This window comes from Archangium minus, assembly GCF_044360475.1.
In the GTDB taxonomy this organism is placed as follows: Bacteria; Myxococcota; Myxococcia; order Myxococcales; family Myxococcaceae; genus Archangium; species Archangium minus.
In genome coordinates this window covers 1523996-1536963 of sequence record NZ_CP043494.1, presented here as the reverse complement: position 1 = coordinate 1536963, position 12968 = coordinate 1523996, and the positions used below count along the sequence as shown (strand labels likewise).

Sequence of the window (12968 nt, the reverse complement as noted above, 5' to 3'; positions counted from 1 at the left end):
CGGCCCTCACGTCAAGCTGGTTCTTCAACTCCGCCTCACTTCCCTCCCTTCCCCCTCCTCGCTCGCACGCCCGTCCCCCCTCCCTCCTTCCCAGCACGCACCCGCTGTGCGTTTCCGTTAAATCCCCGGTCACCCCCCTCGAGGCCCCTCGCGTGAGCTGGCTCAACTACCACCACCTCCTCTACTTCTGGACCGTCGCCCGCTCGGGCTCCATCGCCAAGGCCAGCGAGGAGCTCCACCTCGCCCAGCCCACCATCAGCGCCCAGCTCAAGCTCCTAGAGGAGTCGCTCGGTCACAAGCTCCTCGAGCGCCAGGGCCGCCGCCTCGTCCTCACTGACGTCGGCCGCACCGTCCTGCGCTACGCCGATGACATCTTCCGCCTCGGCAACGAGCTCAAGAACGTCGTCAACGGCCTCCCCTCCGGCCAGCCCCTCCGCTTCGCCGTCGGCGTCACCGACGTCATCCCCAAGCTCGTCGCCGAGCGCCTCCTCGAGCCCGCCTTCGACGTCTCCCCCGACATCCGCATCACCTGCCGCGAAGGCCCCCTCCCCCAGCTCCTCGCTTCCCTCGCCCTCCACGAGCTCGACGTCGTCCTCGCCGACGCCCCCTCCTCCGAGCCCGTCAGCGTCCGCTCCTTCAATCACCTGCTCGGCAAGTGCGGCGTCTCCTTCTTCGCCGCTCCCAAGCTCGCCCACCTCGCCAAGGGATTCCCTCGCGCCCTCGATGGGGCCCCCACGCTCCTCCCCTCCGAGGCCTCCTCCGTCCGCCGCTCGCTCGAGATGTGGTTCGACGCCCAGCGCGTCCACCCGATCATCGTCGGGGACTTCGACGACTACGCCCTCCTCAAGGCCTTCGGTCAGCGCGGGCACGGCTTCTTCGCCGCTCCCTCCGTCATCGAGGCCGAGGTCTGCCGTCAGTTCAACGTCTCCGTCATCGGCCGCACCGAGGACATCGAGACGTGCTTCTACGCCATCTCCGTCGAGCGGCGGCTCCGGCATCCGGCTGGCGTCGCCATCGCGGAGACCGCTCGCTCTCGGTTGTTCGGCTAGCTCCTCACACGCGGCGAGGAGTCAGGGGGCGCGGTAGACCTCGCGGCCGTCCACCACCGTCGCCACGACCTTCGCGTCCACCAGCTTCCGGGGCTCGTCCAACACCGGGTCCACCGACAGCACCGTGAAGTCCGCGTCCATCCCTTCCATCAGCCGGCCCCGGCGCGCCTCCGCGAAGGATGCCCACGCTGGCCCCACCGTGAAGCCTTCCAGCGCCTCCTCGCCCGACAGGCGCTCCTGGGGCTGCCACCCTCCCTCCGGCTTGCCTGCCGCGTCCTGACGCGTCCTCGCCGCGTACAGCCCTGCCAGGACATCGGGGTTCTCGATGGGGAAGTCGCTCCCCAGCGCCAGCACTGCCCCCGCCTCCTTCAGGCTCTTCCACGCGTATGCGCCCTTCAGCCGCTCCGCTCCCAGCCTTGCCTCCGCCCACCCCATGTCGCTCGTAGCGTGCGTCGGCTGCACGCTCGCCACAAGCCCCGCCGCTCCCAGCTTCTGGATGTCCTCGGGCCTCAGAATCTGCGCGTGCTCCACCCGGTGCCTCAGCGGCTGCGTCCCCGTCCCTGCCGCCGCTCGAATCAGCGTGTCCACCACCAGCGTGTTCGCCCGGTCTCCAATCGCGTGGATGCACACCTGGAAGCCCCGCTCCATGAAGGCCCACGTCCTCGCCTCCAGCTCTCTCGGCTCCATCAGCAGCAGCCCCGTCTCTTTCGGCGCGTCGCTGTAGGGCTCGTGCAGTGCCGCCCCTCGAGAGCCCAGCGCCCCGTCCAGCAGGAACTTCACCGCCTTCATCTCCAGCATCCGCCCGCCGTACGTCCCCAGCTCCAGGTACGTGTGCCGGTCCTCCCCCTGCCCGTCCGCCATCGCGTACACCCGCACCGGCAGCCGCCCCGCCATGTCCCATGCCTGCAGCTTCCGGAACGTCCGCAGGTCCATCCCCGCGTCGTGCACTCCCGTCAGCCCCACCTGCGCGCACCGCTCCAGCGCCGCCGCCAGTCTCGCCTCCAGCTGCTCGTCCGTCGGCGCCGGCACCACCCGCGTCACCAGGTCCATCGCGTTGTCCACCAGCACGCCCGTCGGCTCGCCCTTCGCGTCCCGGAGGATCCGCCCTCCCGCTGGGTCTGGCGTCTCGCGTGTAATCCCCGCCCGCCTCAGCGCCTCGCCGTTCACCCACGCTGCGTGGTGATCCACCCGGGTCAGGTACACCGGCGTCTTTGGGAAGCGTGCATCCAGCTCGGCCCTGCCGGGGAACTCCTTGCCCGGCCACCCGTTCTGGTCCCACCCCTTTCCAATCAGCCAGTCTCCTTGAAAGCTCGTGGACGGGGCCTCGCCCAGCCGCCGCACCACGTCCTCCACCGAGCGCGCCTCCTCCAGCCTCGCCACCGTCAGGCTCCGCCCGAGTCCCGCGATGTGCGCGTGCGCGTCCACCAGCCCCGGCACCACCACCGCGTTGCCGAAGTCGACGACCCGCGCCCCCTCGCCCGCCGCCCTCAACACCTCCGCCTTCGTCCCCACCGCCACCAACTGCCCCCGCCGCACCGCCAGCGCCTCCGCATCCGGCCGCTTCTCGTCCAGCGTTCGGATCCGGCGTGCCACGTAGACTGTCGTCTCCACTCGCGCTCCCTCGGGCGCCCTCCGGGCGCACCCCACCCCCAGTGCCAGCACCACCGCCCCGACCAGGGCGAGCAGCGCCGCACCGCGGGCCCTCGTTTCGTCACTGTATTGAGATGGATATCCCCGCATCGACGCTCGCCACTGTGCGCCAGCGGATTGTGGCTGTCACCGTCGCCGTGCGTCTGTCCGCGGGGCCGTATGTGTCGACCGGGTGGCGCTGGGAGAGAGCAGACCCTCACCCCTGCCCTCTCCCAGAGGGAGAGGGAGAAGTGCTAGCTCGGTGGGACGGTTCCCGCGTCCGGCTCCGTGAGGGGGGCCGCGGGTCCTGGCGGCTCCGCCGGTACCGTTTGGATCTCCTCCCGCTGCGCAGGCGCCTCGATGGGCTGCGCGTTCTCCGTCCCCGGTGGCTGTGTCGTCCGACAGGCCAGCAGGGAAACCGTCACTCCAATCGCGATGAGCAGGGCACGGCGCATACGTCCTCCTGAGAGCACTCCGTCCCACCGTAGGGAGCCCCTCCCTCCGCCGCAACGCGCTTCCCCGCAGCTCCGTCTTCCATCGGATGCACGCGCCCCAAGGGGCGCTCCCTCCATCGCCTCCCTCCCCACCCACCGGAATTCGCTCTCCCGCCGTCCACTCCCGCCGTCGTCACCTTTTCCTCAACGCCGCATTCCTTCCGGGCAGGAGGCCCCATGCTCGATGTCGTCGACATCGGTGACCGGTCCATCGACGCGTACCGAGGCGTTGCTCCCGACGAGCAGCTCGACGAGCTGGTCCGCGTCGCTCGGCAGCTTCGCGGCGCCCGGATCCTCCACCTCAATGCCACCTCCTATGGTGGCGGCGTCTCGGAGATCCTCCGCGCCTGCGTTCCCCTCCTCAAGGACCTCGGGCTGAGGGCCGAGTGGAAGATCATCCGCGGCGACGACGCCTTCTTTCAAATCACCAAGCGCCTCCACAACGGGCTGCAGGGCGCTCCCGGCGAGCTCTCCGAGTCCGAGAAGGCCCTCTACCTCGGCAACGCCCAGCTCAACGCTCCCCACCTCGCCGAGGACTACGACTTCGTCATCGTCCATGACCCCCAGCCCGCCGCCATCCCTGGGCTCGTCCACCGCGACGGCTCGCGCTGGGTCTGGCGCTGCCACATCGACACGTCCCACCCCAACCCCGCCATCTGGGATTTCCTCACGCCCTACCTGCGCGTCTACGACGCCGCCGTCTTCACCCTGGAGAGCTTCATCCCTCCGCGCTTCCCCATCCGCCGCATCGCCATCCTTCCTCCCGCGATCGATCCGCTCAGCCCCAAGAACCTCGCCCTCCCTCCGAAGCTCGCCCGGCACATCCTCGAGTGGATTGGCGTCCGGCTCGACCGCCCCCTCGTCACCCAGGTCAGCCGTTTCGACAAATGGAAGGACCCCCTCGGAGTCGTCGCCGCCTACCGGCTCGTGCGCCAGCGCATCCCCAACCTCCAGCTCGCCCTCGTCAGCTCCATGGCGCTCGATGACCCCGAGGCCTGGGACATCTACGAGACGGTGCGCGCCGAAACGGCCCAAGACCGCCTCATCCACGTCTTCACCAACCTCGTCGGCGTGGGCAACGTCGAGGTCAATGCCTTCCAATCCCTCTCCGACGTCGTCATCCAGAAGTCTCTGCGCGAGGGCTTCGGGCTCGTCGTCTCCGAGGCGCTCTGGAAGGGCACGCCCGTCGTCGCCGGGCGAGTCGGGGGCATTCCCATGCAGATGCCCCCGGGCACGGGCGGCATCCTCGTGGACAGCGTCGAGGAGTGCGCGGACGCGCTGCTCCACCTCCTGCGTCACCCCCAGGTCGCCCATACGCTCGGTCAGAGTGGCCGGGAGCGCGTCCGCCAGCACTTCCTCATGCCCCGGCTCCTCCTCGACGAGTTGCGCCTGCTGGAGACCCTCGCCACGAGCCAGCCCCACGCTCCTGCTGGAAGTGGCTTGGAGGAGCACCTCATGGAGGAACCGTCCGCTGTCCGAGAGTGAGCGGTTCAGCACACGTGCCGTGCGGAGCCGAACGGATGCACTCTGAGTCCGGGCGACACGCTGACCCACGGTGCATAGGTGATCCGAGTGGAGCAGAGAGGGAGTGGAGGCGTGATGAACCGGTTCGGGCATTCGAGGTGGGGGCTGCTTCTGCTCGGCCTGCTCCTGGTCGGCCAGGCAACCGGACATGCGCAGACTTCCGCGCCTCCCGTCGTCTCCCAATGCGTCCTCGACGGCATGGTCGACGCCGGCTCCAGCGCCTACCTCGTCGACTGTGTCCGCCGTGCGCAGGAGGCCGGGCACCAGGCGCTGCTCATCCGGCTCGACACGCCGGGTGGAGAGCTCGAGTCCACCCGGAACATCGTCCGCGCCTTCCTCGGGGCTCGCATTCCCGTGCTCATCTGGGTGGGGCCCTCGGGCGCACGAGCCGGCAGTGCGGGCGTCTTCATCACCCTCGCGTCTCACCTCGCGGGCATGGCGCCCGGTACCAACATCGGCGCCGCCCACCCCGTCGTCGGACTCACCGGGCAGGACCCCGAGGCCGCGGGCGGCAAGGAGATGGCCCGCAAAATCGAGAATGACGCCGTCGCCTTCGTCGAGGCCATCGCCAAACAGCGGGGCCGCAACGTCGAGTGGGCCGTCAGCGCGGTCCGCCAGAGCGAGAGCGTCCCCGCCGAGAAGGCCCTCGCGCTGCGCGTCATCGAGCACGTCGCCCCCACCCAGGAAGCCTTCCTCGAGTGGGCGAACGGCCGCACCGTCACCGTCTCCGACACGCCCGTCACGCTGCGCACCGCCAACGCCCAGGTGGTGGAGCTCACGCCCACCTTCTCCCAGCGCGTCCTCCACGTCCTCGCCCAGCCGGCCGTCGTCTACATCCTCTTCCTCATCGCCGGCCTCTGCATCGCCGTGGAGCTCACCCACCCTGGCCTCTTCGCACCTGGAATCATCGGCGTGGTGTGCCTGGTGCTCGCCCTGCTCGCCTCCTCAGCGCTGCCCGTGCGCACCGGCGCCATCGTCCTCCTGCTGCTCGGGGTGGCCCTGCTCGTGGCCGAGCTCTTCGTCACCAGCGGCATGCTCGGCGCCGCGGGCACGGTGCTGCTCATACTCGGCGGCGTGTTCCTCGTGGACCGCTTCGACGCGGACTGGTTCATCGACCAGCCCCTGCACGTCCCCCTGCGCACACTGCTCCCCACGGCCGTCTTCGTCGCCGGAGCCGCCGTCTTCCTCGCCTTCCGCGCCGCCGAGACCCGCCGCAGGCCCCAGCTCGCCGGAGACGCGGGCCTCGTGGGCGAGGTGGGCCAGGTGCTCGAGCCTGTCTCCTCCTCCGGCGGCGAGGTGTTCGTCCATGGCGAGCGCTGGGCCGCCCTCTCTTCCTCGCCCATTCTGCCCGGTGCCCGAGTCGTGGTGCGCCGGGTGGAGGGGCTCACCCTCTTCGTCGACGAGGTGAAGCCATGAACGACTTCTTCTTCGGAGCCCTCGGGACGCTCATCCCGCTGGGCCTCCTCGTGCTCCTCTTCATCTCCGGCGTGCGCATCGTCAACGAGTACGAGAGCGGCGTCGTCTTCCGGCTCGGCCGCTTCGTGGGCCTCAAGCGCGCCGGCTTCCGGTGGATCATCCCCTTCGTCGAGCGCATCGTCATCATCGACATGCGCACCGTGGCGCGCGACGTGCCACCGCAGGACGTCATCACCAAGGACAACGTCAGCGTGAAGGTGAACGCCGTCGTCTACTTCCGCGTCATCCACGCCGACAAGGCCGTGCTCCAGGTGGAGGACTACCTCTATGCCACCAGCCAGCTCGCGCAGACGACGCTGCGCGCCATCCTCGGCCAGGTGGAGCTCGACCAACTCCTCTCCGAGCGCGAGCGCATCAACCGCGAAATCCAGAAGGTGCTCGACGCCCACACGGACCCGTGGGGCATCAAGGTCTCCAACGTGGAGGTGAAGCACATCGACCTGCCGGTGGAGATGCAGCGCGCCATCGCGCGTCAGGCCGAGGCCGAGCGCGAGCGCCGCGCGAAGATCATCGCCGCCGAGGGCGAGCACCAGGCCGCCGAGAAGCTCTCCCTGGCCGCCGAGGTGCTCAACCGCAACCCCATCACCCTCCAGTTGCGCTACCTGCAGACGCTGGTCGAAATCACCGGGGGCGGCAACCAGACCATCATCCCCATTCCCCTGGAGTTGATGCGCGCGCTCGGCATGCAGCCGAAGTGAGCGCGCCCTCGACGTCCCTTCATCGGGGCTGGGCCGCCGCCATCATCGCGTCCCAGAACATCTTCTCGTAGGCCTGGAAGAACCGCGCCGAGCGGTGGAGCAGGCGTGGCGGGACGCCCTGGTCCAGTCCGTCCTGGATGATGGGGAGCACGGCGCCTTCGAGTGGGGGCATGTTGGCGAAGGCATCCAGGAACACCGTCTCCTGCGCCGTGAAGCCGTAGCGCGCCCGCAGCGCCTGGCTCATCCGGCCACACGTCATCCCCCACGCCGGGAAGTTGACCAGGATGCCCACCGCGAACTCCGCCGCCGAGACGTTGGCCGCCATCCAGGCCATGTTGGTGGCGTAGGCGAAGCCCTCGGGCGTCACCTCGTAGCGCTCCAAGTCTTCCTGCGTCATCCCCAGCTTGCGAGCCAACACCCGCAGGCCCTCCAGCGCCGCGAACTCGCCCTGCAGGATGCCGTTGAGAAAGCCGCCCGCGGGCGTGTGGCCGAACCGCTGCACCATCATCGCCATCGAGCGAAGATCACTCGTGGCGACGTGGAACTGGGTACCGGGAAAGGCCCGCAGCGCCTCCACCGTAACTTCGCCTCGCTCCAGCGCATCCGGGTAGGGGTGGTGGCGGAGTTGCTCGTCCACGTCCCTGAGCGCCTCGCTGATCTCCTTCACCACCTCGGCTGCTTTCTTCATGAAGGCTCTCCGTCGAGTCTTGATTCACTGACGTTTTACGGTTTACCCAGCAATACTCGCACATCCTCATGGGGGCCTACTTCGCCATCCCGCCCTCGGTGGACATCAACTCGCTGGGCCTCTCGCCGCAGGGCAAGATGGTCGCCCAGGCCCCGCAGGATTTTGGCGCCTACGTCACGGATGCAACCGGAGCCACGGTCGCCTTCTGCGCGCGGATTGAATAGACGGGCTCCGCTTACGTCGGGGGGTCCCGTCACTCCTCTCCACAGACCTCCATGCTCCTCACGATTCTCGGCATTGCCCTCCTCGCCTCCACGCCGTCGATTCCGCCCGTCTCGTGTCTGTCCGCCAACGGGAAGACGGCCTGTGGCTACTCCTGCCGGGCCAGCGCCGACGACGTCCGCTGCGCCAGCACCCCTTACGGCACCTGCGGAATGTTTCATGGCAAGGTGTCCTGCTTCGATCCCTCGCCCGCGGCCATCCACCACCCGCCCGACGAGGGCCTGCGCCCCGAGTGCGAGGGCATTGGGAACGAAGCGGCCTGTGGCTTCAACTGCCTCGTGACGAGGGGGAAGGTCGTCTGTGCGAAGACGCCCTATGGCGTGTGTCGGGAGCACTTCGGCGAGCTGAAGTGCTGGGATCCGCCGGAGTCCTCCATCCATGAACTCGGCGCGGAGCTTCCGCGGCCCACCTGCCTCACGGCGTCAACGGCCATCGCGTGCGGCTATGACTGCAAGAACAGCCGCACAGAGGTGAAGTGCGCGGCGACTCCGCGCGGCCGGTGTGAGAAGGACGACTTCCGGCTCGAGTGCTTCGATCCTCCGTCGCTCCTCCAGTGCGCGCACGGCCAGCCGCCTGATCCCGCGGAGGTGCGCAAGCCGAAGAGCCAGCGGCGAGAGGAGAAGGAAGAGGAGGCCGAGAAGGCGGCGCGCTGACAGGCTCGCGCGGCTCCAGTGGAGTGTCCACGAAGTCTTTGGATTGGCCGTGTTGCGCATGCTCCCTCTCCCTCTGGGAGAGGGGACCTCCACGGGCGCTCGGACTCAGTCCAAGAACGTCGTGGACACTCCACTCGCCCCAAAACACAACCGGCGCGACCGCCAGGACAGGCAGCCGCGCCGGAGGGTGGGGTAAGGAGGTGCTCGGGGTTACTGCGCGGAGCTCACCTTGAGGGTGACGCCGGAGTAGGCCGAGTAGCCGCGGATCATCACGTAGTACGTGCCCTGCTGCGACGGGTTGAAGGTGCAGCTCTCCGCGTTGCCGGAGGCGTAGGGCCGGCAGTCATAGCTGGTGGTGGTGGGCGCGCTGCCGAACTTCACGTACAGGTCGGCATCACCCGAGCCACCGGACATCTCGAACTTCATGGCCTTCGCGCCGGTCGGCGTGACGTAGCTGAAGCTCGTCGAGCTGCTGCGGGCACCAGAGAGGTTGCTCTGGGTGGAGAGCGTCGACCACGTGGGAGCGGCGGCCACGCCGACCGCGGTCCAGGCCTCGTTGACGGAGGCGACCTCGCTCGCGCCGTACAGGTCGGCGGCGGCCTGCGCGGTGGCGGAGCGCGCGTCCGCGAAGGTGCTGCTCGGGCTCAGGTAGACGGTGTTGGCCCGGTAGAAGATGGCCGCGCCCTTCATGATGCTGCTGTAGCTGTTGGCCGCGTCGAGCGCGGGCACCACGTTGCTCGTCTTGCCGCGCGGGTGGGTGCCACCGGAGACCATCAGCTGGAAGGCCAGGTTGGCGATACCCGAGTTCCAGTGCACGCCGCCGTTGTCCGACGTCCCCGTGTAGCGCGTGGGGTAGTAGTCGTAATCGCCGGCGAGGGCCGGGTCATTCATGTAGCGCAGCGCGTCGCCCGGGGTGGCCGGGGTCCAGCACTCCTCGCCAATCTTCCAGGTGTTGGCGCTGACCGCGCCGTCCCGGTAGGCCTCGATGGACGCACCGAAGACATCGGACATGGCCTCGTTGAGGGCGCCCGACTCGTTCGCGTAGATGAGGTCCGAGGAGAAGTCAGTGACGGCGTGGGTGAGCTCGTGGCCGACCACGTCGAGCACCGTCAGCGCGGAGGACTGGGAGCCGTCGCCGTCGCCGTACACCATCTGCGTGCCGTCCCAGTACGCGTTCACGTAGTTCTTGCTGTAGTGGACGGACGAGGTGAGGGTGGCGCCCGCCCCGTTGTAGCTGTCACGCCCGAACATGTTGAAATAGAAGTCGTACGTGAAGCCCGCGTTGTCGTGGGCCGCGTCCAGCACGGCATCACCCGAGGCGCCCTGCCCCTCGGAGCGTACCAGCGTGCCGGGAAGCGTCGTGCGGTTGCTGGCCGTGTACGTCTTGCGGTTGCGCTGCGTCTTGATGTTGTCGAACTGCAGGGCGAGCTCGCCCGAGTGCGCGTTGATGAAGAGGTTCGGCTGCGAGGGCGCGCCATCGGCCGTGACCGTCTCGAGCTGCACGCGCCACGTCAGCTGCGCACCCTTGCTCCCGGGGAGGATCTGCAGGTCCGCCTTGGGCGCGGCCGCCAGGACGCTCGCGCCACCCACCTGGCTGATGGCGATCTGCGTGGCCTCCTCGGCCCGGAGCCGGGGCGTGGTGTCCACCTTGATGTCGCGGGCGAGACGGTCGGTGATGGAGGCGACGGCGCCGTTCTCGTCGAGGTGGAGGATGGCCTCCGCACCGAAGACAGGGATGCCCTTGATGCTCTGCCCCACGCGCTCGTGCGACAGGCCACGCGTGTCACGCAGCGCGCGCTTGAACGACACCTCACCCGCGCCCTGGAGGAAGTCGGGCCGCTGCGCCTTGAGCTGCTGCAGGCCCTGGCCACCGGCGTTGGCGGACAGGCTGCTGTCTTCCGTCCCCTGAGAGGCCTGAGCGTCGACATCCGTGGTGTCAACACCGCAGGCGCTCCCGAGGAGCATGAGGGGGAGGATGGAAACGAGACGGCGAATGCGCATGGCGGCTTCCTCCGGTTCGACAGGGTGTCGAACCCTTTCCTCGTTTTCCGATAAAAGGATATGCACAGTCAAGGCGCAATATTCTATTTTTAAAACGATTCAAGAAAAGGAGAAGGAGCGCGAGGCGCGACCGGGCATGTAGCTTGGGGCCATGTCGCAAGAGCGCGTCCGCATCCTCCTGTCCCAGACGTTCAACCCCTGGTTCAACCTCGCCACCGAGGACTGGATCTTCCGCGAGATGGACACGCGCACGCGGACGCTCTTCCTCTGGCGCAACGCCGAGACGGTCGTCATCGGTCGCAACCAGAACCCCTGGTCCGAGTGCAACCTGAAGCGCATGGAGGACGACAAGATCTTCCTCGCGCGGAGGACCAGCGGCGGGGGCGCGGTCTTCCACGACCTGGGCAACACGTGCTTCACCTTCCTGTCCTCCAAGGAGGGCTACAGCAAGGCGACCAACGTGACGATCCTGTTGGATGCGCTGAAGCGGCTGGGCGTGACGGCCGAGGCCTCGGGGCGCAACGACCTGGTGATTCCGATGGAGGACGGGCCGCGGAAGATCAGCGGCAGCGCGTACCGGGAGACTCGGGACCGAGCCTTCCATCACGGCACGTTCTTGATCTCCACGGACCTGAAGCGCCTGGCGAACTACCTGACGCCCCACCCGAAGAAGCTCGAGTCCAAGGGAAGCGCGTCCGTGCGCGCACGGGTGATGAACATCAACGACGTCCAGCCGGCGGTGAACCACGACTCGCTGGTGCAGGCGCTGATCGCCGCCTTCTGCGACCACCACGGGGCAACGGCCGAGCCCGAGCTGTTGGATCACGCCTTCCTGGAGAGCCAACCCTCGCTCAAGGGCATGTTCGAGCAGTTCTCATCCTGGGACTGGCGCTTCGGCAACGCGCCCCAGTTCCATCACCAGATGGTCGAGTACCTCTCGTGGGGCTTCTTCGAGGTGCACATCGACTCCCAGCATGGCCACATCAGCCGGGCGCAGGTCTTCTCGGATGCGCTCTTCCCGGAGCTGGTGCAGGACCTTCAAGCCGCGCTGGTGGGCAAGCCCTACAGCCGCGCCGGGGTGAAGGACGCCGTGACCGGACTGCGGGCCCAGTACCCGGGCCAGGAGCGGGAGCTCGATGAGCTCGAGGCGTGGCTGATGAAGCAGGTGGAGGTGTGAGCCCGCGACAGCGCAGGAGGGCGAGCGGACCCGCCCTCCTGGCTTGCGTGACTCAGGCGCCCTTGAGGTTCTGGAGGGCGAAGTCCCAGTTCACGAGCGACGCGAAGAACGTCTCGATGTACTTGGGCCGCGCGTTGCGGAAGTCGATGTAGTAGGCGTGCTCCCAGACGTCGAGGGTCAGCAGGGCCTTCTGGCCGTGCTTCATCGGAAGGTCCGCGTTGGGCGTCTTGGTGACCGCGAGCTTGCCGCTCTTGTCGAGCACGAGCCAGGCCCAGCCGGAGCCGAACTGCGTGGCGGCCGCGTTCGAGAACTCCTCGCGGAACTTCTCGAACGAGCCGAAGTCACGCTTGATGGCATCCGCGAGGTCGCCCGTCGGCTGACCGCCGCCGTTCGGCTTCAGGCAGTTCCAGTAGAAGGTGTGGTTCCAGACCTGGGCGGCGTTGTTGAACACGCCCCCGTCGCTGTTGAGGATGACCTGCTCGAGCGACTGGTTCGCCTCGGGCTTGCCCTCGAGCAGCTTGTTCAGGTTGTTCACGTACGCGGCGTGGTGCTTGCCGTGGTGGTACTCGAGCGTCTCCGCGCTGATGTGCGGGGCGAGGGCATCCTTGGCGTACGGCAGGTTTGGCAGCGTGAACGGCATGGGTTGTTCCCTTTCTCGGGTCAGTGGGTACTGGATGGTACAGATGGGTGGACGAGTATGCTCGTTCTGCCCACGAATCAGCACCAACTCCAATTTATTGGAGGATTTCCAATCCGCTGGCGGGTCTCCCCCGCTTCAGGTCTTCCGCTGGCCCGTGGGGGCCGGATGCTCCGCGTTCATGAACATCTCGCGCTTCTCCAACTCGAGCGCGTCCCGGCCGAGCCGCAAGGATGCCAGCGCGAACAGCGCGATGACCCCTAGCAGCACCACGCCCACCGAGAAGGACACCACGGGCAGCACATCCGGCACGCCGAAGCGTCGCTGTGACAAGTACAACAGCGACGTCAGCACGAACGAGAGGAGCGCCGCGTAGGCCATCCCCATCGCCCTCGCCAACAGCAGGTGCCTCCGGTCCAGGATGGACACCTCCAGCCGCAGCACCTCGCGTCTCGGGTGCCCCTCCGGCAGCGAGCGCCACTCACGCAACATCTCCCGCGTACGCGACGTCATCCGGCCAATCTGGTTGTCCAGCCCCGTGGCCAGGATGCCGCACGCGGACACCATCACCGCGGGCGTCACCGCCGCTCCAATGAGCCGGATGGAGGAGATGTCCATGCCTCCCGTTGCATCCATGCCCCCTCTGTCCCACCCGCGCCC

At 68.1% G+C, this 12968-nt stretch carries 13 protein-coding genes; 7 read left to right on the top strand and 6 right to left on the bottom strand.

The genetic code is table 11. The features are described 5' to 3' along the window. Positions 1–152 precede the first annotated feature (152 nt). Positions 153–1049, top strand: a complete 897-nt coding sequence (nhaR, locus tag F0U60_RS06445) for a transcriptional activator NhaR (RefSeq protein ID WP_395815471.1) — start codon at positions 153–155, stop codon at positions 1047–1049. A 21-nt stretch (positions 1050–1070) separates the two neighbouring features. On the opposite strand, the gene F0U60_RS06440 is transcribed toward nhaR, so the two are convergent. Next, positions 1071–2789, bottom strand: a complete 1719-nt coding sequence (locus F0U60_RS06440; RefSeq protein WP_395815468.1) for an amidohydrolase — start codon at positions 2787–2789, stop codon at positions 1071–1073. Between the two features lie 143 nt (positions 2790–2932). After that, positions 2933–3133 carry a hypothetical protein gene (locus tag F0U60_RS06435; protein ID WP_395815465.1) on the bottom strand — a complete coding sequence of 67 codons (201 nt, stop codon included), beginning with the start codon at positions 3131–3133 and terminating at the stop codon, positions 2933–2935. Positions 3134–3349: 216 nt separating this feature from the next. Here F0U60_RS06435 and F0U60_RS06430 point away from each other — a divergent pair, with 216 nt between their 5' ends. From F0U60_RS06430 to F0U60_RS06420, 3 genes are all read left to right on the top strand, one after another. Then, complete coding sequence (locus tag F0U60_RS06430; protein WP_395815462.1) at positions 3350–4657, top strand: glycosyltransferase; 1308 nt, start codon at positions 3350–3352, stop codon at positions 4655–4657. A 114-nt stretch (positions 4658–4771) separates the two neighbouring features. Then, a complete protein-coding gene (locus F0U60_RS06425) occupies positions 4772–6112 on the top strand; it encodes a nodulation protein NfeD (protein ID WP_395815459.1) in 1341 nt (446 codons plus the stop codon). After that, positions 6109–6870, top strand: a complete 762-nt coding sequence (locus F0U60_RS06420; protein WP_395815455.1) for a slipin family protein — start codon at positions 6109–6111, stop codon at positions 6868–6870. Before F0U60_RS06425 ends, F0U60_RS06420 begins: the two co-directional genes overlap by 4 nt. Positions 6871–6889: 19 nt before the next feature. Here F0U60_RS06420 and F0U60_RS06415 read toward each other — a convergent pair whose 3' ends face one another. Beyond that, positions 6890–7558, bottom strand: coding sequence for a hypothetical protein (locus tag F0U60_RS06415; protein WP_395815452.1), 669 nt, complete (start codon positions 7556–7558; stop codon positions 6890–6892). A 68-nt stretch (positions 7559–7626) separates the two neighbouring features. Here F0U60_RS06415 and F0U60_RS06410 point away from each other — a divergent pair, with 68 nt between their 5' ends. Together F0U60_RS06410 and F0U60_RS06405 are read left to right on the top strand one after the other, a co-directional pair. Continuing rightward, positions 7627–7782 carry a hypothetical protein gene (locus F0U60_RS06410; RefSeq protein ID WP_395815449.1) on the top strand — a complete coding sequence of 52 codons (156 nt, stop codon included), beginning with the start codon at positions 7627–7629 and terminating at the stop codon, positions 7780–7782. A 51-nt stretch (positions 7783–7833) separates the two neighbouring features. Beyond that, positions 7834–8493: a hypothetical protein gene (locus tag F0U60_RS06405; protein WP_395815446.1), complete on the top strand. Its 660-nt coding sequence runs from the start codon at positions 7834–7836 to the stop codon at positions 8491–8493. Between the two features lie 210 nt (positions 8494–8703). On the opposite strand, the gene F0U60_RS06400 is transcribed toward F0U60_RS06405, so the two are convergent. Beyond that, positions 8704–10494 carry a M4 family metallopeptidase gene (locus F0U60_RS06400; RefSeq protein ID WP_395815443.1) on the bottom strand — a complete coding sequence of 597 codons (1791 nt, stop codon included), beginning with the start codon at positions 10492–10494 and terminating at the stop codon, positions 8704–8706. Positions 10495–10645: 151 nt separating this feature from the next. Here F0U60_RS06400 and F0U60_RS06395 point away from each other — a divergent pair, with 151 nt between their 5' ends. Beyond that, positions 10646–11671 (top strand): lipoate--protein ligase, encoded by a 1026-nt coding sequence (locus F0U60_RS06395; RefSeq protein WP_395815440.1) that lies wholly within the window; start codon positions 10646–10648, stop codon positions 11669–11671. A 52-nt stretch (positions 11672–11723) separates the two neighbouring features. Here the strand turns inward: F0U60_RS06395 and F0U60_RS06390 are convergent, their stop codons facing one another. After that, a complete protein-coding gene (locus F0U60_RS06390; protein WP_395815437.1) occupies positions 11724–12311 on the bottom strand; it encodes a superoxide dismutase in 588 nt (195 codons plus the stop codon). A 135-nt stretch (positions 12312–12446) separates the two neighbouring features. Beyond that, positions 12447–12944, bottom strand: a complete 498-nt coding sequence (locus F0U60_RS06385; RefSeq protein ID WP_395815434.1) for a DUF2721 domain-containing protein — start codon at positions 12942–12944, stop codon at positions 12447–12449. Between the last annotated feature and the right edge of the window lie 24 nt (positions 12945–12968).

Excerpts from the sequence above, each read along its gene's own strand:
- F0U60_RS06420 (WP_395815455.1), top strand. The coding sequence starts at position 6,109 with ATGAACGACTTCTTCTTCGGAGCCCTCGGGACGCTCATCCCGCTGGGC.
- F0U60_RS06405 (WP_395815446.1), top strand. The coding sequence starts at position 7,834 with ATGCTCCTCACGATTCTCGGCATTGCCCTCCTCGCCTCCACGCCGTCG.
- F0U60_RS06390 (WP_395815437.1), bottom strand. The coding sequence starts at position 12,311 with ATGCCGTTCACGCTGCCAAACCTGCCGTACGCCAAGGATGCCCTCGCC.
- F0U60_RS06400 (WP_395815443.1), bottom strand. The coding sequence starts at position 10,494 with ATGCGCATTCGCCGTCTCGTTTCCATCCTCCCCCTCATGCTCCTCGGG.
- F0U60_RS06385 (WP_395815434.1), bottom strand. The coding sequence starts at position 12,944 with ATGGATGCAACGGGAGGCATGGACATCTCCTCCATCCGGCTCATTGGA.
- F0U60_RS06430 (WP_395815462.1), top strand. The coding sequence starts at position 3,350 with ATGCTCGATGTCGTCGACATCGGTGACCGGTCCATCGACGCGTACCGA.
- F0U60_RS06395 (WP_395815440.1), top strand. The coding sequence starts at position 10,646 with ATGTCGCAAGAGCGCGTCCGCATCCTCCTGTCCCAGACGTTCAACCCC.
- F0U60_RS06410 (WP_395815449.1), top strand. The coding sequence starts at position 7,627 with ATGGGGGCCTACTTCGCCATCCCGCCCTCGGTGGACATCAACTCGCTG.
- F0U60_RS06435 (WP_395815465.1), bottom strand. The coding sequence starts at position 3,133 with ATGCGCCGTGCCCTGCTCATCGCGATTGGAGTGACGGTTTCCCTGCTG.
- F0U60_RS06425 (WP_395815459.1), top strand. The coding sequence starts at position 4,772 with ATGAACCGGTTCGGGCATTCGAGGTGGGGGCTGCTTCTGCTCGGCCTG.
- F0U60_RS06440 (WP_395815468.1), bottom strand. The coding sequence starts at position 2,789 with ATGCGGGGATATCCATCTCAATACAGTGACGAAACGAGGGCCCGCGGT.
- F0U60_RS06415 (WP_395815452.1), bottom strand. The coding sequence starts at position 7,558 with ATGAAGAAAGCAGCCGAGGTGGTGAAGGAGATCAGCGAGGCGCTCAGG.